The organism is Ramlibacter sp., from assembly GCF_029866045.1.
Lineage (GTDB): Bacteria > Pseudomonadota > Gammaproteobacteria > Burkholderiales > Burkholderiaceae_C > Ramlibacter.
In genome coordinates, this window is sequence record NZ_JARXAB010000068.1 from 12,140 (window position 1) to 34,244 (window position 22,105).

The 22,105-nt window shown below is 67.2% G+C and carries 19 protein-coding genes; 16 read left to right on the plus strand and 3 right to left on the minus strand.

Going from position 1 to position 22,105, the window contains the following annotated elements:
* The first annotated feature begins 11 nt into the window (after positions 1-11).
* The 10 genes from QE494_RS07775 to gshB all read left to right on the plus strand — a co-directional run bounded on the left by QE494_RS07775 (position 12) and on the right by gshB (position 12,280).
* On the plus strand, positions 12-650 hold the full coding sequence (locus QE494_RS07775) for a MotA/TolQ/ExbB proton channel family protein (protein ID WP_300042352.1): 639 nt from the start codon (positions 12-14) through the stop codon (positions 648-650).
* Between the two features lie 70 nt (positions 651-720).
* The gene (locus tag QE494_RS07780) at positions 721-1,140 is read left to right on the plus strand and encodes a biopolymer transporter ExbD (RefSeq protein WP_300042353.1); all 420 of its coding nucleotides are present in this window, start codon (positions 721-723) and stop codon (positions 1,138-1,140) included.
* A 71-nt stretch (positions 1,141-1,211) separates the two neighbouring features.
* The gene (gene leuS / locus QE494_RS07785; protein ID WP_300042354.1) at positions 1,212-3,866 is read left to right on the plus strand and encodes a leucine--tRNA ligase; all 2,655 of its coding nucleotides are present in this window, start codon (positions 1,212-1,214) and stop codon (positions 3,864-3,866) included.
* Entirely contained in the window at positions 3,866-4,378 is a 513-nt protein-coding gene (gene lptE, locus QE494_RS07790; RefSeq protein WP_300042355.1) for an LPS assembly lipoprotein LptE, read from the plus strand. Before leuS ends, lptE begins: the two co-directional genes overlap by 1 nt.
* Before the next feature lie 63 nt (positions 4,379-4,441).
* The gene (gene holA / locus QE494_RS07795) at positions 4,442-5,512 is read left to right on the plus strand and encodes a DNA polymerase III subunit delta (protein WP_300042356.1); all 1,071 of its coding nucleotides are present in this window, start codon (positions 4,442-4,444) and stop codon (positions 5,510-5,512) included.
* Positions 5,509-6,789, plus strand: a complete 1,281-nt coding sequence (locus tag QE494_RS07800) for a glutamate-5-semialdehyde dehydrogenase (protein ID WP_300042357.1) — start codon at positions 5,509-5,511, stop codon at positions 6,787-6,789. The genes holA and QE494_RS07800 overlap by 4 nt, the downstream gene beginning before the upstream one ends.
* A 54-nt stretch (positions 6,790-6,843) precedes the next feature.
* Positions 6,844-8,139, plus strand: coding sequence for a glutamate--cysteine ligase (gene gshA, locus QE494_RS07805; RefSeq protein WP_300042358.1), 1,296 nt, complete (start codon positions 6,844-6,846; stop codon positions 8,137-8,139).
* 7 nt (positions 8,140-8,146) lie between these two features.
* Complete coding sequence (locus QE494_RS07810; protein WP_300042359.1) at positions 8,147-10,015, plus strand: potassium transporter Kup; 1,869 nt, start codon at positions 8,147-8,149, stop codon at positions 10,013-10,015.
* An 88-nt stretch (positions 10,016-10,103) separates the two neighbouring features.
* Positions 10,104-11,282, plus strand: a complete 1,179-nt coding sequence (locus QE494_RS07815; protein WP_300042360.1) for a benzoate/H(+) symporter BenE family transporter — start codon at positions 10,104-10,106, stop codon at positions 11,280-11,282.
* 47 nt (positions 11,283-11,329) lie between these two features.
* The gene (gene gshB / locus QE494_RS07820) at positions 11,330-12,280 is read left to right on the plus strand and encodes a glutathione synthase (protein WP_300042361.1); all 951 of its coding nucleotides are present in this window, start codon (positions 11,330-11,332) and stop codon (positions 12,278-12,280) included.
* A gap of 32 nt (positions 12,281-12,312) precedes the next feature.
* Here gshB and QE494_RS07825 read toward each other — a convergent pair whose 3' ends face one another.
* Complete coding sequence (locus QE494_RS07825) at positions 12,313-13,077, minus strand: class II glutamine amidotransferase (RefSeq protein ID WP_300042362.1); 765 nt, start codon at positions 13,075-13,077, stop codon at positions 12,313-12,315.
* Between the two features lie 78 nt (positions 13,078-13,155).
* Here QE494_RS07825 and QE494_RS07830 point away from each other — a divergent pair, with 78 nt between their 5' ends.
* From QE494_RS07830 to QE494_RS07840, 3 genes are read left to right on the plus strand one after another with little or no spacing between them, the layout of a single operon-like run.
* Positions 13,156-13,635: a hypothetical protein gene (locus QE494_RS07830; RefSeq protein WP_300042363.1), complete on the plus strand. Its 480-nt coding sequence runs from the start codon at positions 13,156-13,158 to the stop codon at positions 13,633-13,635.
* Positions 13,636-13,657: 22 nt separating this feature from the next.
* On the plus strand, positions 13,658-14,800 hold the full coding sequence (locus tag QE494_RS07835) for a hypothetical protein (protein ID WP_300042364.1): 1,143 nt from the start codon (positions 13,658-13,660) through the stop codon (positions 14,798-14,800).
* Positions 14,801-14,816: 16 nt separating this feature from the next.
* Entirely contained in the window at positions 14,817-15,968 is a 1,152-nt protein-coding gene (locus tag QE494_RS07840; RefSeq protein ID WP_300042365.1) for a hypothetical protein, read from the plus strand.
* 9 nt (positions 15,969-15,977) lie between these two features.
* Here the strand turns inward: QE494_RS07840 and QE494_RS07845 are convergent, their stop codons facing one another.
* Positions 15,978-16,292 (minus strand): cysteine-rich CWC family protein, encoded by a 315-nt coding sequence (locus QE494_RS07845; protein ID WP_300042366.1) that lies wholly within the window; start codon positions 16,290-16,292, stop codon positions 15,978-15,980.
* Positions 16,293-16,319: 27 nt separating this feature from the next.
* Positions 16,320-18,515, minus strand: coding sequence for a malate synthase G (locus tag QE494_RS07850; RefSeq protein WP_300042367.1), 2,196 nt, complete (start codon positions 18,513-18,515; stop codon positions 16,320-16,322).
* Between the two features lie 149 nt (positions 18,516-18,664).
* Here QE494_RS07850 and QE494_RS07855 point away from each other — a divergent pair, with 149 nt between their 5' ends.
* From QE494_RS07855 to QE494_RS07865, 3 genes are all read left to right on the plus strand, one after another.
* Positions 18,665-19,579, plus strand: coding sequence for a LysR family transcriptional regulator (locus tag QE494_RS07855; protein ID WP_300042368.1), 915 nt, complete (start codon positions 18,665-18,667; stop codon positions 19,577-19,579).
* 75 nt (positions 19,580-19,654) lie between these two features.
* On the plus strand, positions 19,655-21,328 hold the full coding sequence (argS, locus tag QE494_RS07860; RefSeq protein WP_300042369.1) for an arginine--tRNA ligase: 1,674 nt from the start codon (positions 19,655-19,657) through the stop codon (positions 21,326-21,328).
* A gap of 11 nt (positions 21,329-21,339) precedes the next feature.
* The gene (locus tag QE494_RS07865; RefSeq protein ID WP_300042371.1) at positions 21,340-22,101 is read left to right on the plus strand and encodes an SPOR domain-containing protein; all 762 of its coding nucleotides are present in this window, start codon (positions 21,340-21,342) and stop codon (positions 22,099-22,101) included.
* The last annotated feature ends 4 nt before the right edge of the window (positions 22,102-22,105 follow it).

The window sequence follows — 22,105 nt, forward strand, 5'->3', positions numbered from 1 at the left end:
GCCTCCGACCCATGGACCTGCTTCAAATACTTCGCCAAGGTGATGCGCTGACGCAAGGGGTGGCGTTGCTGATGCTCGTCATGTCTGTCGCCAGCTGGGTTGTCATTCTCTGGAAGCTCTGGTTCCTGCGCCGCGTGGGCGCCGACATCTTGGCTGGCGTCTCCGCGTTCTGGCAGGCGGCCTCGGTGGCCGAGGCCCGCGCCCGTCTGGCTGACCTGGAGCGCGAGCCGCTGGTCTCCTGCCTGGTGGACGCCACGGAGCCGCCCACTGGCGGCTTGGCAGCGGGTGGCGACCGCGCCCAGCAACTCACTCGCAGCCTGCGCGACGCCCTGCACGGCCTCACCGACCGTCTACAGTTCGGCCAGGTGCTGCTGGCCACGGTCGGCTCCACTGCGCCCTTCGTCGGCCTGCTGGGAACTGTCTGGGGCATCTACCACGCGCTAGCAGGCCTGACGGGCGGTGGCCAGGTGACCCTCGACCAGGTCGCTGGCCCGGTCGGGGAGGCCCTGGTCATGACCGCCGCCGGCCTGGCGGTGGCACTGCCGGCGGTGCTGGCCTACAACGTCTTCAACCGCCGGGTTGCCCGGCTAGAGGCCACGCTGGAAGGCTTCGCCTTCGACTTGCGCGACCTCCTCGCGGGAAAGTCATGAGCGCAGCGCCGGGCCGCCCCAAGCCAGCGAGCGCCCCGCACGCAGCGCTGGACGTGGAAGTTGTCGTGCCATGACCTTCGGCCGCCTCGAGCGCGGCGGTCAGGCCGCTCCCATTTCCGAGATCAACGTCACCCCCCTGGTTGACGTGTTGCTGGTGCTGGTGGTCATCCTGCTGGTCACCGCCCCCCTGCTCGCCAGCGCCCTGCGGCTGGACTTGCCCCAAGCGGCCGGCACCCGGCCCGCCGACGCCCCCCGCTTCCTGTCGGTCTCGATCGACGCCCAGGGACAGCGTTTCGTGAACGACCAGCCCGCCACCGCCGCCCAACTGTCCGAGCGCCTGGCCCAGGCAGCCCGTGACAACCCGGATGTCGAGCTTCGGCTGCGCGCTGACCAGTCTGTTCCCTACGGCCGAGTGGCCGAGGTGATGGGCGCGGCCCAGCAGGCCGGGCTCGCGCGCATCGCCTTCGTTGCCGAGCCGGTCAAGCCCTGATCGCGTCCCACGGCATCGTTGCGGCCAGTGCGGCCGCCGCGGCCGGTGCCCGACCCTACAATTTGAGCACCATGCAAGACAAGTACAACCACCTCGAGATCGAGAAGGCGGCCCAGGACCACTGGAGCGCCCGCGACGCCTACCGCGTCGTCGAGGATGCGAGCAAGAAGAAGTTCTACGCCTGCTCCATGCTCCCCTATCCCAGCGGCAAGCTGCATATGGGGCACGTGCGCAACTACACCATCAACGACATGCTCACGCGCTACCTGCGCATGAACGGTCACAACGTGCTGATGCCGATGGGGTGGGACGCCTTCGGCCTGCCAGCCGAGAACGCGGCGCTCAAGAACGGCGTACCGCCGGCGCAGTGGACCTACGACAACATCGCTTACATGAAGAAGCAGATGCAGGCGATGGGACTGGCCATCGACTGGTCGCGCGAGATCGCCACCTGCGACCCCAGCTACTACCAGTGGAACCAGTGGTTGTTCCTGAAGATGCTTGAAAAAGGCATCGCTTATCGCAAGACCCAGGTCGTCAACTGGGACCCGGTGGACCAGACGGTGCTGGCCAATGAACAGGTGATCGACGGCAAGGGCTGGCGCACCGGCGCGGTGGTCGAAAAGCGCGAGATCCCGGGCTACTACCTCAAGATCACCGACTACGCCGAAGAACTGCTCGAGCACGTACAGAACCAGTTGCCCGGCTGGCCCGAGCGGGTCAAGCTGATGCAGGAGAACTGGATCGGCAAGAGCGAGGGCCTGCGGTTTGCTTTCCCGCACGCCATCCAGGACGCCGACGGCCAGCCCATTGGCGATGGCAAGCTCTATGTCTTTACCACCCGCGCCGACACCATCATGGGCGTCACTTTCTGCGCGGTGGCGCCCGAGCATCCGCTGGCCACCCACGCGGCCCAGGGCAACCCCGCGCTGGCCACCTTCATCGAAGAATGCAAGAAGGGTGGCACCACCGAGGCCGAGCTTGCGCTCAGGGAAAAGGAAGGCATGCCCACCGGGCTGCAGGTCACTCACCCGCTCACCGGCGAGCCAGTCGATGTCTGGGTGGGCAACTATGTGCTCATGGGCTATGGCGATGGTGCGGTGATGGGCGTGCCCGGTCACGACGAGCGTGACTTTGCCTTCGCTCTCAAGTACAGCCTGCCGATCGTGCAGGTGATCGATGTCAATGGCCAAGCCTACGACTACCACCACTGGCAGGAGTGGTACGCGGACAAGACGCAGGGCGTGACCATCAACTCCGACATCTTCAGTGGCTTCGGCTACAAGGAGGCCGTCCATGCGGTCGCGGCCTCCCTGGGCCAGAAGGGCCTTGGCGAGAAAAAGACCACCTGGCGCCTGCGTGACTGGGGCATCAGCCGCCAGCGTTACTGGGGTACCCCGATTCCCATCATTCACTGCGCCGAGCATGGCGCGGTGCCGGTGCCCGAGAAGGACCTGCCGGTCGTCCTGCCGCTCGACTGCGTGCCCGACGGCTCGGGCAACCCCTTGAACAAGCGCGAGGACTTTCTGGCCTGCACCTGCCCCGTCTGCGGCAAGCCGGCCCGGCGCGAGACCGACACCATGGACACCTTCGTGGATTCGTCCTGGTACTTCATGCGTTACTGCGACCCGACGAACAACCAGCAGATGGTGGCCGAGGGCGCCCAGTACTGGATGCCGATGGACCAGTACATCGGCGGCATTGAGCACGCCATCTTGCACCTGCTCTACGCGCGGTTTTGGACCAAGGTCATGCGCGATCTGGGCCTGGTCAAGATTGACGAGCCCTTCACCAAATTGCTCACGCAGGGCATGGTGCTCAACGAGGCCTTCTCGCGCACCACCACCGGCAAGCAGTACTACTGGCAGCACGAACTCGACATCGTTCGCGACCCGCAGACCAAGGCGGTGACAGCCACGCTCAAGGCCGACGGCCAGCCGGTCACCTACGAGGGCTGGACCACCATGTCCAAGTCCAAGAACAACGGCGTCGACCCGCAGGCCCTGATCGAGACCTACGGCGCCGACACCGCGCGCCTCTACACCATGTTCACCGCGCCGCCCGAGGCCACGCTGGAGTGGAACGACGCCGCGCTCGAGGGCAGCCACCGTTTCCTGCGCCGGGTCTGGAACTTCGGCCTGAAGCTGGCGGGCAGCCAGGCCGCTGCGGTGGCGGGTCGCGCGCAAGCGGTTCAGGCCGGGGACCTGGGCAAGGCCGCCCGTGCCCTGCGCCTGGAGATCCATACCGTGCTGCGCCAGGTCGACTACGACTATGTGCGCATGCAGTACAACACCGTGGTCTCCGGTGCGATGAAGATGCTCAACGCGCTGGAGAACTTCAAGGCCGAGGCTGAGGCTGGTGCAGACGCGGGTGCAGATGCCGCGTTGGCCGAGGGCTTCGGCATTTTGCTTCGCGCGCTTTACCCGGCCACCCCGCACATCGCCCACGGCCTGTGGCAGGCGCTAGGCTACGCCGCTATCCATGGCGAACTGATCGACGCGCCCTGGCCCCAGGTCGATGAAGCTGCCTTGGTGCAGGACGAGGTCGAGCTGATGCTGCAGGTCAACGGCAAGCTGCGCGGGAGCCTGCGGGTGCCCGCCGGGGCCAGCCGCGAGCAGATCGAGCAGATCGCCGTCGCCAGCGAGGCCTTCACCAAGTTCGCCCAGGGGGCTGCACCCAAGAAGGTGGTGGTGGTGCCTGGCCGGCTGGTCAACCTGGTGGTCTGATGGAGCGCCGCCGCCTGCTGCGATCGGCCGCCCTCACCGGCGGTGCCCTAGCCCTGGCCCCGATGTTGGCGGCTTGCGGTTTCCGCCTTCGCGGCTCAGCCAGGTTCGCCTATGACAGCTTGCACCTGGCGGCGACCACGCCCCTGGCCGAGGAACTTCGGCTTGCCTTGCGGGGCAACGGCCTGCAGGTCTTTGGCCCCAAGGACCCGCCGGAGCGGGCCCAGGTGGTGCTGCTGATCTCGGGCGAGCAGCGTGCCCGTGTGGTGGTTAGCCGCACCAGTAACGGCCAGGTGCGCGAGTTGCAGCTGCAGCTCTCCGTGCGGGTCTCGGCCCGCTCGGCGCGCGGCGTCGACCTGATCACCGACCTGCTGATGGAGCAGCAGCGGGATGTGAGCTACAACGAGACCGTGGCCCTGGCCAAGGAGGCGGAGGAGGAAATCCTTTTCCGCGACATGCAGTCCGACCTGACGCAGCAACTGGTCCGACGGCTGGCAACGCTGCAGCCAGGCTGATCGGCGTCACCACCCGCACGGCGCCCACCGGTCTATCCCACGCGGCCTCACAGCCATTCCATCATGCAGCTGGCCCTGAACCAACTCCAGCCCCATCTTCAGAAGGGCTTGCGCTCGCTCTACGCCCTGCACGGGGACGAGCCGCTGCTGGTGCAGGAGGCGGCCGATGCGATTCGCGCCGCTGCCCGCAGCCAGGGCTACACCGAACGCACGGTGCACACCGTCGCTGGCGCGCATTTCGACTGGGGTGCGGTGCTGGCCGCCGGTGGCTCCATGAGCCTGTTTGCCGACCGGCAGATCGTGGAGGTCCGCATTCCCTCGGGAAAGCCGGGCAAGGAAGGCAGCGTCGCCCTGCAGCAGCTGGCCCAGCAGGCCGAGGGTAACGAGGGTGTGCTGACCCTGGTGCTCCTGCCTCGCCTCGACCGCATGAGCACCCAGGGTGCCTGGTTCAGTGCTCTTGAAACCTCTGGCGTCACCATCAAGGTCGACCCAATAGAGCGCGCCCAGCTACCGGCCTGGATCGCCGCGCGTCTTGCCCGCCACGGACAGCGGGTGCTGGCGGGCGAGGCGGGCCAGCGCACCTTGCAGTTCTTCGCCGACCGGGTGGAGGGCAACCTGCTGGCGGCGCACCAGGAAATCGAGAAGCTGGCCCTGCTTTACCCGCCGGGCGAGCTGGCCTACGAGCAGGTCGAGGCGGCCGTGCTGAACGTCGCCCGCTACGACGTGTTCAAGCTGTCCGAGGCGGTCCTGGCTGGTCAGGTACAGCGGGTGCAGCGTATGCTCGAGGGCCTGCAGGCTGAGGGCGAGGCTGAGGTACTGGTGCACTACACCCTGGCCGAGGACATTCGGGCGCTCAAGCGGGTCAAGGATGCGATGGCCGCCGGCCGGCCGTTGCCGATGGCGCTGCGTGAGCAGCGGGTCTGGGGCCTCAAAGAGCGCCTCTTCGAGCGGGTACTGCCCCGGCTCACCCCGCTGGCGCTGGACGGCCTTCTGCATTCGGCTCATGTGGTGGATGGCATCGTCAAGGGCCTCAAGGCGCCCGGCTGGCCGACAGACAGCTGGCAGGCCCTGCAGCGTCTGGCCCTGGAGCTTTGCCTGGCCTGCGCGCCGGCGCATGAGAAAATTTCAGCATGAACGCGCTCAACATCGCCGAATACGTCCAGTCCCTGGGCGCACAGGCCCGCACCGCCTCGGCCGCCATGGCCCGGGCCGACGCCGCCACCCGCAACCGCGCGTTGCGCGTCCTCGCCGGCCTGCTGCGTGAAAGCGCGCCGGCGCTGGGTCAGGCCAATGCCCTGGACATCGGGCGGGCGCAGGCCGCCGGCCTGTCCGACCCGATGGTGGACCGGCTGCGCCTGACGCCCAAGGTCATCGAGACCGTGGCCCAGGGCTGCGAGCAGTTGGCTGCCATGCCCGACGTGATCGGCGAGATCTCTGGCCTGCGCCAGCAGCCCTCGGGCATCCGGGTGGGCCAGATGCGGGTGCCCATCGGCGTCTTCGGGATGATTTTCGAGAGCCGTCCCAACGTCACCATCGAGGCGGCCAGCCTGTCCATTAAGAGCGGCAACGCCTGCATCCTGCGCGGCGGATCGGAAGCCATCGACTCCAACAAGGCCCTGGCGGTGCTGGTGCAACAGGCGCTGGCAGCGGCGGGCTTGCCCGCCGAGGCGGTGCAACTGGTGCAGACCACCGACCGCGAGGCGGTGGGCCAGCTCATCGCCATGCCCCAGTATGTGGATGTGATCATTCCCCGGGGCGGCAAGAGCCTGATCGAACGCATCTCGCGCGAGGCCAAGGTGCCCGTCATCAAGCACCTAGATGGCAACTGCCATACCTATGTCGACGACCCCAGCGACCTCGACCTCGCGCTGACCGTCACCGACAACGCCAAAACCCAGAAGTACAGCCCCTGCAATGCCACCGAGGGCCTGCTGGTGGCCCGGGGCGTGGCAGCCGCCTTTCTGCCCCGTATCGGCGCGGTGTTCGCGGCCAAGGGGGTCGAGATGCGTGCCTGTCCTGAGTCCCAGGCTGTCCTGGCTGCGGTCCCCGGCGCCAAGGTCGTGCCCGCCACCGAGCAGGATTGGTTCGAGGAGTACCTGGCCCCTGTGATCAGCGTGAAGGTGGTCGCCGGCCTCGACGAGGCCATTGCCCACATCAACCACTACAGCAGCCACCACACCGACGCCATCCTCACCCGGGACCATGTCCATGCCCAGCGCTTTCTGCGTGAGGTTGATTCCTCCAGCGTTATGGTGAATGCGAGTACCCGCTTCGCGGACGGTTTCGAGTACGGCCTGGGGGCCGAGATCGGCATCAGCACCGACAAGTTCCACGCCCGCGGCCCGGTGGGCATTGAGGGCCTGACCTCTTTGAAATGGGTGGTGCTGGGCGAGGGGCAGGTCCGGACCTAATGGGGTGAAACCCTACAATGGGAGTCCGCATTCCCGTAGCAACTCAAGGGCTCCATGGTCCCCCACCTCGTCACGGCCTTGACCGGCCCCATCAACGAACTCGAGCAGCGCATTCTCGAGTCCATGCCGGCGATTGAGCGCTGGTTCCGCCTGGAGTGGATGGAGCACACGCCGCCGTTTTACTGCTCGGTGGACATCCGCAATGCTGGCTTCAAGCTCGCGCCGGTCGACACCAACCTCTTCCCTGGCGGCTGGAACAACCTCACCCCCGAGATGCTGCCGCTGGCGGTGCAGGCGGCCATGGCGGCGATCGAGAAGATCTGCCCCGAGGCCAAGAACCTCTTGGTGATTCCCGAGAACCACACCCGCAACACCTTCTATCTGAGCAACCTGGCGCAGTTGCAGCGCATCTTTCATATGGCGGGCCTCAACGTCCGCCTGGGCTCCATCAGCCCTGAGATCACCGAGTCCACCCGGATCGAGTTGCCCGGCGGCGAGGTCATCACCCTCGACCCCGTGGTGCGCACCAAGCACCGTCTGGGCCTAAAGGATTTCGACCCCTGCACCATCCTCCTCAATAACGACCTGTCGGCGGGCGCCCCCGGCATCCTGGAGGACCTGCACGAGCAGTACTTGCTGCCGCCCCTGCATGCCGGTTGGAGCGTGCGGCGCAAGACAAACCACTTCCAGAGCTACGAGGAAGTCGCCAAGCGTTTCGGCAAGATGCTGGGCATCGATCCCTGGCTGATCAACCCGATGTTCAGCCACTGCGGTGAGGTCGACTTCGCCTCGGGTGAAGGCGGCGAGTGCGTCATGGACAAGACCGACGCGCTTCTGTCCAAGATCCGCAAGAAATACAAGGACTACGGCATCCACGAAAAGCCCTTCGTCGTCGTGAAGGCCAACAACGGTACCTACGGCATGGGCATCATGACCGTGCGCGACGCCAAAGAGCTCGAGCAGCTCAATCGCAAGACGCGCAACAAGATGTCGGTGGTCAAGGACGGCCAGCAGGTCCACGAGGTCATCATCCAGGAAGGCGTCCTCACCGAGGAGCGCATTCATGCGGCGGTGGCCGAGCCGGTGGTCTACATGATGGACCGCTACGTGGTCGGTGGTTTCTACCGGATCCACGCCGAGCGCGGAGTCGACGAGAACCTCAACGCGCCCGGGGCGAGTTTTGTGCCGCTGGCGTTCGAGAACACCAGCCGGCTGCCCCAGCCTGGGGAGAAGCCCGGCGCAAGCGCTCCCAACCGCTTCTACATGTACGGCGTGATCGGTCGCCTGGCGCTGCTGGCGGCCAGCTACGAGCTCGAGGCCACCGATCCCGACGCCGAGAACTACGACTGACCCCCACGTGTCCTCCTCCAAATCCTCCCTGACAGCCCTCACCCTGGGCGCCATTGGCGTTGTCTATGGCGACATCGGGACCAGCGTGCTGTATGCGGTCAAGGAGGTCTTTGGCTCCGGCCATGTGCCCTTCACCCCGAGCAACGTCTACGGCATCCTGTCCCTCTTCTTCTGGACGCTCACCGTCATCGTCTCCATCAAGTATGTGTTGCTGGTGCTGCGCGCCGACAACCATGGCGAGGGCGGCCTGGTGGCCATGCTGGCCCTGGCCTCGCAGGCGGTCAAAGACAAGCCGAAGCTGCGCAATGTGCTGCTGATGGTGGGTATTTTCGGCACCAGCCTGTTCTATGGCGATGGCGTCATCACGCCGGCGATCTCGGTGCTGTCGGCCGTGGAAGGCCTTGAAGTGGTGTCGCCGGATTTCAAGCGGGCCGTGATTCCGCTGACCCTGGCCATTTTGTTCTGTTTGTTCTGGGTGCAAAAGCGCGGCACGGCGGGTATAGGTCGCTTCTTCGGCCCCATCACCCTGGTGTGGTTCGCGGTGCTGGCTCTGCTGGGCGTGGTGAACATCCTGGAGCACCCCACCATCTTGCAGGCGATCAGCCCGCACCACGCGGTCGGCTTCGCCTGGGCCAACCCCGGCACGACTTTCATCATCCTGGGCGCGGTGGTGCTGTGCGTGACCGGCGCCGAGGCGCTCTACGCCGACCTGGGCCACTTCGGCAAGACGCCGATCCGCTTGGCCTGGTTCAGCGTGGTGATGCCTTCCCTGGTCCTTAACTATTTCGGTCAGGGTGCCTTGCTGCTCGAGCGCCCGGAAGCGGTGAAGAACCCCTTCTTCCTGATGGCGCCCGAATGGGCCCAGTTGCCCATCGTGCTGCTGGCCACGGCCGCCACCGTGATCGCCTCCCAGGCTCTCATCACCGGCGCCTTCAGCGTCACCAAGCAGGTGATCCAACTGGGCTACCTGCCGCGCCTAAACATCCAGCACACCAGCGTGCGCGAGACCGGCCAGATCTACATTCCCTTCGTCAACTGGGGCCTGTTCGTCGCCATCGTGCTGGCGGTCGTGATGTTCCGCTCCTCCAGCAACCTGGCAGCGGCCTACGGCATTGCAGTCACGCTGGACATGCTGATCACAACAGTACTTACCTTCTTCGTGATCCGCTATGGCTGGAAGTACCCGCTGTGGCTGTGCGTGGCGTCCACTGGCTTGTTCTTCCTGATCGACGCGGTGTTCTTCGCCTCCAACATGCTCAAGCTGCTCGACGGAGGCTGGTTCCCGCTTCTGATCGGCGGCGCCATCTTCACGCTCATGGTCACCTGGAAGCGTGGCCGCGCGCTGATGAACGACGCGCTCAAATCAGACGCGATCGAGCTGTCCAGCTTCCTAGAGGCCGTGTTCATCAGCCCGCCGGCCCGAGTCGAGGGTACGGCCGTCTTCCTCACCGCCGAGCCGGGCTCGGTGCCCAACGCGATGCTGCACAACCTCAAGCACAACAAGGTGCTGCACCAGCAAAACCTGTTCGTCACGGTTCGCAGTCACGAGGTGCCCTGGGTCGGACTGACCCGCCGGGTGGAGGTGACGCAGTTGGGTCACAACTGCTGGCAGGTGATCCTCAATTACGGCTTCAAGAACGACCCCGACGTGCCGCGGGCCCTTGCCCTGCTGCGCGAGCATGGCTGCCAGGTCGACCCGATGACCACCAGCTACTTCCTCTCCCGCGATGTGGTGGTGCCGACCATCGGCGGTGGCATGGCGCCTTGGCGCGAGAAGCTGTTCGCTCAGATGCACCACAACGCGAGTGGTGCGGCCGACTTCCTGAGCTTGCCCAACAACTCAGTCGTCGAGCTGGGTTCGAAGGTGGCGATCTGATCGCAGCCCTGCCCCGCGCAGTGGTCGGGGCCGTCTGTTGGTCGCCCCTGGGGGCAACGCGCCCTCGCGCCCTGGAATCCTTGTCGCGATGCGCTTTTTCCGTGACCTGAGCCTGTCGGCCGCAACCGCCGGCTTCGTCGCGGTTCTGGTGGGGTTCACCAGTTCGGTCGCTTTGATCTTTCAGGCCGCTCAGGCGTTGTCGGCCACCCCCGAGCAGATCACCTCCTGGATTTGGGCTCTGGGCGTGGGCATGGGGCTGTGCACCGCGCTGCCATCCCTCTGGCTGCGCAAGCCGGTGATGGTGGCCTGGTCTACCCCGGGCGCGGCGGTGGTGGCCTCTGCCGCGCTCGCGGGCGGCCTGTCCATGGCCGAGGCGGTGGGCGCCTTTCTTGCCAGCGGCGCGCTCATCACCCTCGCGGGCGCCACGGGCTGGTTCGAGCGAGTGATGGACCGCATTCCCATGGCCTTGGCCTCGGCCCTGCTCGCCGGCGTGCTGGCGCGCTTTGGCCTGCAGGCCTTCGGCGCCGCTGCCACCGACCTCGCGCTGGTGCTGGTCATGCTGGTGGCGTACCTCTTGGCGCGCCGGTACCTGCCCCGCTATGCGGTGGTGGTGACTTTGGCGGCGGGTGTGCTCCAGGCCCTGGCCAGCGACCGCATGGCCTGGCAGCCGATCCCCCTGGCCCTGGCGCAGCCGGTGTTCACCGCACCGGAGTTCAGCGTTCGCGCCCTGGTGGGCATGGCCTTGCCGCTGTTCGTCGTGACCATGGCCTCGCAGAACCTGCCGGGGGTGGCGGCGATCCGCGCTGCTGGTTACGCCATGCCGATCTCGCGGCTGGTGGCGATCACCGGCCTGGCCACGCTGCTGCTCGCACCCTTCGGCGGCTACGCCCTGTGTCTGTCGGCGATTACCGCAGCGATCTGCATGGGGCCGCAGGCGCACGAGGACCCGGCGCGGCGCTATACCGCGGCAGTGGTCTGTGGCGTGATCTATCTCGCGGTGGGCCTGTTCGGCGGCGCGGTGGCAGGCACGCTCGGCGCCTTCCCCAAGGAGCTTGTGTCGGCCATCGCCGGGCTGGCCCTGCTGGGGACCATCGGCAGCGGCCTGTCCACTGCGCTCGCCGACGAGGGTCGGCGCGAGGCGGCCCTGCTGACATTTCTGGTGACGGTCAGTGACGTGGTGATCGCAGGCATCGGCTCGGCCTTCTGGGGCCTGGCGGCCGGCGCGCTCGCGCTTTTCGTGCAACATTACGGACGATCACGCGCCTAGGTGTCCTGCTCCGGGCTGCCACGGCCGCGCCAAAGAAAACACGCCCCATGAACCTGCTTTTCGTCGCCGACCCGCTCGAGTCCTTCCAGATTTACAAGGACACCACCTTCGCCATGATGCGTGAGGCCCAGCGCCGCGGGCACACGGTGGCGGCCTGCGAGCCTGCCGACCTGGTGTGGCGCTCCGGTGGCCGGGTTGAGGCGCGGGTGCGCGAGGTCACGCTCACCGGCACAGAAGAAGAATGGTTCGCCGAGCGCCGCAGCGTGGTGCAGGCGTTGGCCGGTTTCGACGCCATCGTCATGCGCAAAGACCCGCCCTTTGACAGCGAGTACTTCTACGCCACGCATTTGCTGCAGCAAGCCGAACGGGAGGGCGCCCGTGTCTTCAACAAGCCCACCGCTTTGCGTGACCATCCGGAGAAGCTGGCCATCATGGAGTTCCCGCAGTTCACCAGCCCCACGCTGGTGACCCGGAGCGAACAGGCGGTGCGCGACTTCCATGCCGAGCACCGCGACATCATCTTGAAGCCCCTGGACGGCATGGGCGGCATGGGCATCTTCCGGGTCAAGGACGATGGGCTCAATCTGGGCGCCATCATCGAGACGCTCAATGCCGGCGGCGCCACCACCCTGATGGTGCAGCGCTTCGTGCCCGAGATTTCCGAGGGCGACAAGCGGGTGCTGGTCATTGCCGGCAAGCCGGTGCCGTTTTGCCTGGCCCGCATCCCGCAAGGCGGCGAGGTGCGCGGCAACCTGGCTGCTGGCGGCAAGGGCGTGGCCCAGCCGCTTTCGGCCCGTGACCGTGAAATCGCCGAGGCGCTGGGCCCAGTGCTGGCCGCGCGCGGCCTCTTGCTGGTCGGACTGGACGTGATCGGCCAATGCCTCACCGAGATCAACGTCACCTCACCGACCTGCTTTCAGGAAATCACCCAACAAACTGGTTTTGATGTCGCGGCGATGTTTGTCGACGCCCTGGAGGCAGCGGTCGCAGCCTCCTGAGCCGCCGCGCCGCGGTTGCGGTCTATCCGCGCTCAGCCCGCACTCACTCCGTCCACGAACACCCGCAGCTCGCCCGGCGTCATCTGCGTCCATGTTTCGTTGGTAGTGAGCGGCGCGGTCACCACCACCGCCACCCGGTCGCCCGGCGCGGTCACAGTGGCGAAGTCCACCGACAAATCTTCATCGGCCAGCTGCGCATGCGCAAAGGGGTGGCTGCGCTCGACGAAGTAGAGGTTGGTCGCGCAATGCGCCCATAGCGCTTCCCCATTGGACAAGAGGAAGTTGAAGCTGCCATGCCGGGCGATCTGCGGCGCGAGCTCGCGCAGGGTGAGCGTCAATTCGGCGACGCTGGGCACGCTGACATGCGATTTGGCCAGCTCCTGCATCAGCCAGCAAAAGGCGCGCTCGCTGTCGGTCTGGCCCACCGGCCGGAAGTTTCCGTGCAATCGGGGGTGGAAGTCCTTCAAGGTGCCGTTGTGGGCGAACACCCAGTAGCGCCCCCACAGCTCGCGTACGAAGGGGTGGCAGTTCTCCAGCGCCACCGCGCCCTCGGTGGCCTTGCGGATATGGGCCACCACGTGGCGGCTCTTGATCGGGTAGCGGGCGATCAGCTCGGCCACTGGTGAGGTGGACGCCGGCTCATGGTCGACGAAATGCCGCACGCCCCGTCCTTCGAAGAAGGTGATGCCCCAGCCGTCCGCATGGTGGTCGGTCTGGCCACCACGCCGCGCGAAGCCGCTGAAGCTGAAGGTCACATCCGTCGGCGTGTTGCAGTTCATTCCGAGGAGTTGGCACATGCCGCCATTGTGGCTGGGGCGACAGGGAACCGACAGCTCTTCCATGCAACCAAAGCGTGGATGAGTAAGGAGTCAGGAATGGCGGAAGAGCTTCTCGATGTAAGCACCCCTGAGGGCCGGCGTGACGCCGTCCTGCTGCATGGGGTGAAGCCGGCCCAGCTTGCCGGGATCAGAACCGACGAGCTCGAGGCCGTCTATGGCCTGGCCCTGGAGGACCTGTCCGCCGCTCGCTTCGATGAGGCCATTGAGCGGCTGGCCTTTGTGGTGCAGCAAGACCCCTGGGAGCGTCGCTACCAGGTGGCTTTCGCCCACGCCCTGCAAAGCGTGGGCCAGTGGGAGGCTGCCGGCCGCTTCTACGCCGAGGCCCTGCTGTCCGACGCGACCGACGCCATGTGCGCCTATCGGGCTGGCGAGTGCCTGGGGGCGATGGGCGAACTGGAGGCGGCCCGGGAGGCGTTCGAGACGGCGGTCAAGCTGTCCTGGATCGAGCCGGGCCAGCCCGCGGTACGGGAGGCCGCGCTGCAGCGCCTGGACCAGCTGGTGCGCGCGGGCGCCTGAGGCGTACCGCATGAGGGGTGCCATGCCTGTTTCGCCCAGCCTGCTCCGAGTCCACCCGGCCCCACCCCCGCCTGCGCCTGCCGATGCAGGCGCGACCGGGAGTAGCTGGGGGCCGGCGCCGCTGCCAGGCGCCCTGTCGCCTGCCGCAACGACCCTGTCCCCGGAGGAGGCGCGCAACCTCCACAGCCTGCACCGGCTGGACACGCATCCCTGGCCGCACGCCGCGGAAGCCGGCCGGAGTGAGGTGCAGGCGAAGGTCCTGCGCTGGGCGACGAACCACGAGCGCGCCCTGAAGGCGGGCGTGGATCTGACCCGCGCCACCTTCATGTCCAAGCTCGTTGCCCTGGGGTCTGCGCTGGTGTGCCTGGGCATTGCCGGTGCCCTGGCGGTGGCCACCGGCGGCGCTGCCACGCCGCTACTCATCATTGCGTCGGTCCGCGCGACGGTCCTGGTGGCCGACTGTGCCTGCGCCTATGTTGACTGGAAGCGGTCGCAGGAGTCGCCGCCCCGGTCCCTGCCCCTGGGGGCCAATTCCGTGGGGAACCTGGTCTACACCCTGGCCAAGTCCTGCCTGAGTGAGCCGGACGAGGCGGTGAAGGAGAAGAAGGCCAAGCTCTTGGGCCAGGGGGTGAGTGCAGTGGCTGTTATCGGTCTGGCGGCGACGGGCATGGCCATGACCGTGCCGACCGAGGCGTTCACGCTGGTGACCATGCTGGCGGGCGGGATCTCTTCTGGAACGGGTCTGGTCGGTGGTACTGCGCGGGCGGCCATGGCCGCCCGCGCCGAGCACCGCGTCGAAATCGACAACCAGGCCAAGCAGGCGCTGTTCGAGTTGCTCAGGAATAGCGCGCAACGGTTTTTCGTCGCACCGGATGGCACCATGGACCGGTCACTCTTCGATACCTGGTGCGCGCAGATCACCGTCGGCCGGCCCGAAGCGACGGACGCGTCCGATGCGGCCCTGTCGGAGGCCTTCGAGACGCTCAGGGACGGGGCCTGGGCGTCTGCTCCGGACTATGGCCGGGGCCGGGAGGCCCGGGACCAGGTCCGGATGGATCTCGACACCTCGAAGCGCCTGACCCCTGCCCAGAGAACGCTTGCCTTGGCGCAGGTGGCGGGCTATGCGGGCGCTCTCGATCTCGCGCTGATCCAGGAAATTTTCTGATGTCTGTTGGACCGTCATGAAAGACACGATCCAATTTCATGTCCCAGTGGGCTCCTCGGTCCACGCCGCCTGGCGTAAGGGTACGCCGCCCTCGCAGGGCGCCGCCGCCGGCGAAGTGCCGCCGCCCCCCGCTGTCGTGGAGGCGCCGCCGCCATTGCAAGCCTTTCCGGGCGAGCTCCAGCCGCCGGCGGTGGCCCCGCCCCCCGAGGAGGCGCGCGCGATCGAGGCGGCCGCGATGGCCTTGGCCCAGGGGCCGGGCGTGGTGGCGGTCCGCTCCAACCGCCAGTACATCGTGCGCATGGCCCACCGATGGGCGACGAAGAACCAGCTTGCCGAGGCGGCGGGCGTCCAGCTGCGCAAGGCGACATTCTTCAACAAGCTGCTGTCGACGGGTGGGGCTCTGATCACGCTGGGTGTGGCGGCGGCGCTGGCAGTGGCAACTGGCGGTGCGGCGCTTCCATTCGTCCTCATTGCCTCGGTACGGGCCGCAGTCCTGGTCTCTGATTCCATGTGCGCCTGGGCCGATTGGCGCGGCGCCAAGGAAACGCCGCCGGTTCGCATGCCCCTGGGCGCCAACTCCCTGGGCAACCTCATCTACGCCCTGGGTACACGCTGGGGCCTGCCCGAAGCACAGGCCAAGTCGCTTGGCAAAAACGTCAGCGCGGTGCTGATCGTCGGCCTGGGCGCCGCCGGGCTGGCCCTGTCCATGCCACACGAGGGCATTGCCCCCGCCAGTGCCGCCCTGCGTTACGCGGCGAGCGCCTTGGGCCTGGCAGGCACCAGCCGGCAGGCTGGTGTGAGCGACCAGCAAGACCCCATCCTCCAGGACCGGGACGCCGCCCGTGCCGACCTGCACACGGCGCTGCTCGAGCAGGCGATACAGCCGGGGATGGACTTGGCCGGCTTTGCCGCCTGGTGCGCGGCGCTGAGAACCGATCTGGCGTCGGCTGGCATGGATGCCCAGACCCAGGCCGACCTGCAGAAAGTCATAGCCGCGGTGGTCGAGGATGTCCGCGCGGGTGAGTCTGTGACGAACCCCGTGGGCACAGACCGGGCCAACACCGTCCCGCGCCTGGTCAACGACCTCCAGGCGCTCAACGCCGGGACCAACCTGGTGTGGACCGCGCTGGCGCAGGGCCGTCTGCTGGGCGTGATCGGGGCCCTTTAGCCGGGCGACTTACCTGTAACTGCTAGCTCTTGTGGTGACACTCGCCGTCGTCGCAGGGTTTTCCGAAGCGGCGCAGCGCGCGCAGATGCAGGCGCGTCGCTGGGCCTCAGGCGGCACCCGCGCCAGCAGCTCGGCGCTGAAGTCCACTTGCGTGCACCAGCAAGGCGGCTGGGGCTGGCCGGTGGCGCGCGCGGTCTCCATGGCGCAGGTGTTGGGCCCGCCGCACAAGGGACAGCGCGTGGGGTCGACCGTGGCAGGGAGCGTGCCCTGCGCGTCACCGGTGCCCGACGACGCCGCAGGGGCGCCCGGTTCTGCGTCACGCATGTCGCTGCCCACCACGACGCCTCTCCCTCAGGCCCTCGCCTTGGCCTTTTGGCGCCAGGCGTGCAGCAGCGGCTCGGTGTAGCCCGAGGGCTGGGCTTCGCCCTTGAACACCAGGTCCAGCGCGGCGCGGTAGGCGTAGCTGGTGTCCCAGTTGCCGGCCATGGGCTTGTACAACGGGTCGCCGGCGTTTTGCTGGTCGACCACGCGGGCCATGCGGCGGAAGGTTTCATTCACCTGCGCCGAGGTCACCACGCCATGACGCAGCCAGTTGGCCACATGCTGGCTGGAAATGCGCAGGGTGGCGCGGTCTTCCATCAGGCCCACGTTGTGGATGTCGGGCACCTTGGAGCAGCCTACGCCCTGGTCGACCCAGCGCACCACATAGCCCAGGATGCCCTGGAGGTTGTTGTCCAACTCCTGCTGGCGGTCGGCGGCGCTCCAGTCGGCCTTGGTCACCACTGGCACCTGCAAGAGGCCCGCGAGGAGCTCATCTCGGGCGCTGTCGATCGAGGTCTTGGCCAATTGCTTTTGCACCGCGAACACGTCGACCTGGTGGTAGTGCATGGCGTGCAGCGTGGCGGCTGTGGGCGAGGGCACCCAGGCGGTGTTGGCGCCAGCCAGCGGGTGACCGATCTTTTGCTGCAGCATCGCGGCCATCAGGTCGGGCATGGCCCACATGCCCTTGCCGATTTGCGCACGGCCCGACAGGCCCATGGACAGGCCGGTGATGACGTTGCTCTTTTCGTAGGCCTGGATCCAGGCGCTGGACTTCATATCGCCCTTGCGCATCATCGGGCCGGCGCGCATGGCGGTGTGCATCTCGTCGCCGGTGCGGTCAAGGAAGCCGGTGTTGATGAAGGCTACGCGCGCCTTGGCGGCGGCAATGCAGGCCTGCAGGTTCACGCTGGTGCGGCGCTCCTCGTCCATGATGCCGAGCTTGACGGTGTTGGCCTTGAGGCCCAGCAGCTTTTCGACGCGGCCGAACAGCTCGTTGGCAAAGCCCACTTCCTCTGGGCCGTGCATCTTGGGCTTGACGATGTAGACCGAGCCCTTGCGCGAGTTGCGCAGGCCGTCTTTGCCGTGGCCTTGCAGGTCGTGCAGTGCGATGGTGGTGGTGATGACCGCGTCCAGGATCCCCTCAGGAATTTCCTGGCCCTGGCCCCAGAGGATGGCCGGGTTGGTCATGAGGTGACCCACGTTGCGCACGAACAGCAGCGAGCGGCCATGCAGGCGCACCTGGCCCTTGCCCGAGGGCGCGGTGTAGAGGCGGTCGGGGTTGAGGCCGCGGGTGAAGGTGCGACCGTCCTTGGTGACCTGCTCGGTCAGCGTGCCCTTGAGGATGCCCAGCCAGTTGCCATAGGCCAGCAGCTTGTCCTCGGCGTCTACCGCAGCGATGGAGTCTTCCAGGTCCAAGATGGTGGACAGGGCGGATTCGACCACCAGGTCGGCGACGCCAGCCGGGTCGGTCTTGCCGATCGGGTGCTGGGTGTCGATGCGGATGTCCAGGTGCAGGCCGTGGTGAGCCAGCAGCACAGAGGAGGGCGCGGCAGCGTCACCCTGGAAGCCCACGAATTGTTTTTTGTCGGCCAGGCCAGTGGTGGCGCCACCCTGGAGCGTGACCACCAGCTTGCCGTCCTTCACCGCGTAGCGGGTGGAGTCGATATGCGAGCCCTTCTTCAGGGGGGCGGTGCGATCGAGCACATAGCGTGCGTACTCGATCACCTTGGCGCCGCGCACCGGGTTGTAGCCCTTGCCCTTCTCGGCGCCACCGGCCTCGGCAATGACATCGGTGCCATAGAGCGCGTCGTACAGCGAACCCCAGCGGGCGTTGGCGGCATTGAGCGCGTAGCGGGCGTTGAGGATAGGCACCACCAGCTGCGGGCCGGCCTGGGTGGCCAGTTCGGCGTCGACGTTGGCAGTGGTGGCCTTCACGCCCTTCGGCGGCTTGACCAGGTAGCCGGTCTTCTTGAGGAAGGCGCGGTAGGCCTTCATGTTCTTGATCGGGCCAGGATTGGCGGTGTGCCAGGCGTCCATTTCGGACTGGATGCGGTCCCGCTTGGCCAGCAGGGCAGCATTCTTGGGCGCCAGGTCGCGCACCAGGGCGTCAAAGCCCTTCCAGAAGGCGTTGCGGGCCACGCCAGTGCCGGGCAGCACCTGTTCGTCGATGAAGCGGGCGAGGGCGGCGTCCACCTGGAGGCCGTGGAGGGTGGTTCGAGCGGTCATGCGGGAGTCCTTGGATATGGGAAGAGGGGGGCCCGGCGTGGCGGGCTATGGCCTGACTGTATTTGATACTCAAACGCTCATTAAGGAATCGATTGGCAATTTATCTTTGATAAAAATGAACATAATCAAAGTGAAGATGACCTCTCTCCATGGACAAGTTCAAGCAGCTCGAATCCTTCGCCCTGGTGGCCACCCGCGGTAGCCTCACCGCCGCGGCCCGGGCCGAGGGCGTGGCCCCGGCCATCATGAGCCGGCGGATGGACGCGCTGGAGGCGCGCCTGGGTGTCAAGCTGCTGGTGCGCACCACGCGCCGCCTCGCCCTGACGCACGAGGGCAGCGCCTTTCTCGAGGATTGCCAGCGCCTGTTGGCCGACCTGGCCAACGCCGAGGCCGGGGTGAGCGCCGGCGGCCTGCAGGCCAGCGGCCACCTTCGCATCACCGCCCCGGCGGGCTTTGGTCGCCGGCATGTGGCGCCGCTGGTGCCGGACTTCCTGGCGCGGCATCCGGAGGTGACGCTCTCCCTCAACCTGAGCGACCGGGTGGTGGACCTGGCGGCTGAGGGCTTCGACTGCGGCGTTCGGGTGGGCGACCTGCCCGACTCCTCCCTGGTCAGCGTGCGTCTGGCCGACAACCGGCGCCTGTGTGTGGCCACGCCGGATTACCTGCGCCGTCACGGCATCCCCCTGCACCCGGGCGACCTGGTCCGTTTCGACTGCCTGACCCTCTCCAGCGAGGCCTCCCAGACGCGGGGCTGGGCTTTCACCGTGGATGGCCAGGTCGAGTACCTGCGCCCTGGCGGACGGGTGGACTGCTCGGACGGTCAGGTGCTGCATGACTGGTGCCTGCGCGGCCTGGGGCTGGCCTGGCGCAGCACCTGGGAGGTAGAGGCCGACATTGCCGCCGGCCGGCTGGTGGAGGTGCTGGGCAACTTCGCCGCCCCGCCCAATGGCATCCACGCCATGCTGCCTCAGCGCAAGCACCTGCCGCTGCGCCTGCGCCTGTGGATCGACCACCTGCGGCGGCATTTCGCCCATCCCGCCTTCTCGTCCCGGGCCCTGGCCTGACCCGCCCGCAGCGCCCGCGCGACGCCGCCGCCGGAGCAGGACGGGTTTTCCCACCCCCGCCCGTAGAATCGCCCGATGCTTCTCGTCACCCAAGAATTGCTCGGCGCTCTGGCGTCCGAGTTGGAAAATCTTCAGCCCGGATCGGGCAGCAAAGCGGCTTTTGAATCGCCCAAGGCCGCTGCCCACGGCGACCTCGCCTGCACCGCCGCCATGCAACTGGCCAAGGCACTCAAGCGCAACCCCCGCGAGGTGGCGGAATCGCTCAAGACCGCCCTCTTGGCCACCCCGGCCTATGCCCGATGGGTCGACGCCCTCGAAATTGCCGGCCCGGGCTTCATCAACATCCGCCTCAAGCCCGCGGCCAAGCAGCAGGTGGTGGCCGAAGTGCTGGCCGCAGGTGCCTGCTTCGGACAGCAGGCCCCCAATGGCCGTCGGGTGCTGGTGGAGTTCGTCTCGGCCAACCCCACCGGCCCGCTGCACGTGGGCCACGGCCGCCAGGCTGCGCTGGGCGACGCGATCTGCAACCTCTACGCCAGCCAGGGCTGGAATGTGCACCGCGAGTTCTATTACAACGACGCCGGCGTGCAGATTGAGACGCTGGCCAACTCGACCCAGCTGCGCGCCAAGGGCGTCAAGCCTGGCGACGCCGGCTGGCCCGAGGCGGCCTACAACGGCGACTACATCGCCGACATCGCTGCCGACTTCCTGGCCAGCAAAACCGTGAAGGCCGACGACCGCGAATTCACCGGCTCCGGTGACGTGGCCGACCTGGACGGCATCCGCCAGTTCGCCGTCGCCTACCTGCGTCATGAGCAGGACCTGGACCTGCAGGCCTTCGAGGTGAAGTTCGACCAGTACTACCTGGAGTCCAGCCTGTACACCAGCGGCAAGGTGGCCGACGCGGTGGCCCGCTTACAGGCCGCGGGCAAGACCTACGAGCAAGACGGCGCGCTTTGGCTCAAGTCCACCGACTACGGCGACGACAAGGACCGCGTGATGCGCAAGTCCGACGGCGGCTACACCTACTTCGTGCCCGACGTCGCGTATCACATCACCAAGTGGGAGCGGGGCTTCACCAAGGTGGTCAACATCCAGGGCACCGACCACCACGGCACGATTGCCCGGGTGCGCGCTGGCCTGCAGGCCGCTGGTGTGGGCATTCCCGAGGGCTACCCCGACTACGTGCTCCACACCATGGTGCGGGTGATGCGCGGCGGCCAGGAGGTGAAGATCTCCAAGCGCGCCGGCAGCTATGTGACCCTGCGTGATTTGATCGAGTGGACCAGCAAGGACGCGGTGCGCTTTTTCTTGCTCTCGCGCAAGCCCGACACCGAGTACGTGTTCGACGTTGATCTGGCTTTGGCGCAGAACAACGACAACCCGGTCTATTACGTGCAGTACGCCCACGCGCGCATCTGCTCGGTGCTGGCGGCCTGGGGCGGTGACCTGGGCTCACTTCAGGGTGTCGACCTGTCCCCGCTCGAGGGCGCCGCTGCCCAGTCCCTGATGCTGGTGCTGGCCCGTTACCCGGCCATGCTCACTGCGGCGGCCGAAGACTTTGCGCCGCATGACGTCTCGTTCTACCTGCGCGAGCTGGCCGCGGCGTACCACAGCTACTACGACAGCGAGCGCATCCTGGTCGACGACCAAAAAGTCCGTACGGCCCGGCTGGCGCTGGTCGCGGCCTGCGCCCAGGTATTGCACAATGGTTTGAAGATGCTGGGCGTGAGTGCTCCGCAGAAAATGTGAGAGGCAGCCAGATGAATCACGCGCCGAGGCCAGGGCCGAAGCACAAGCAGCGCGGTACCACCTTGCTGGGGCTGGTCGTCGGCCTGGTGCTGGGCCTCGGTGTTGCGCTGGCGGTGGCGGTCTACGTCACCAAGGTGCCTATGCCCTTCACCAACAAGAACCAGGCCCGCACACCCGAGCAAGACGCGGCTGAATTGCGCAAGAACCAGAACTGGGACCCGAACGCGTTGCTTCAGGGCAAGCCCAAGGCCGCAGCCAGTGCCGCCAGCGCCGCCGGTGCTGTCCCCGCGCCGGAGCCCGCACCTGCCGCGCCGGCGTCCTCGCCGGTACCTGCGCCTGTGCCTGTGCCTGTGCCCGCTGCTCCGGTTCAGGGCTCTGCCGGGCCGTCTGCCACCGCGGCCCCGGCCCAGGGCCTGACTCCGTCGCCGAGCTATCCCGCTGCGCCCAATCCGCCCGCCGTCTTCGCCCCTGGCGCGGCCGTGCCGTCAGCGGCCTCACCGGCGTCACGCGCCTCGGCTGTTGTCGTCTCCTCTGACCCTTTCCAGTACTTTGTGCAGGCCGGCGCATTCCGCAGCCCGCAAGAGGCCGAGGCCCAGCGCGCCAAGCTTTCCCTGCTGGGCCTGGAGGCGCGTGTCAGCGAGCGAGAGCAGTCTGGCCGCACCGTCTATCGCGTTCGCATCGGCCCCTTCGATCGCAAAGAGGACGCTGATCGCAGCAAGGCCAGGCTCGATGCCAGCGGCACCGAAGCCGCACTGGTGCGGGTTCCGCGTTAACTGC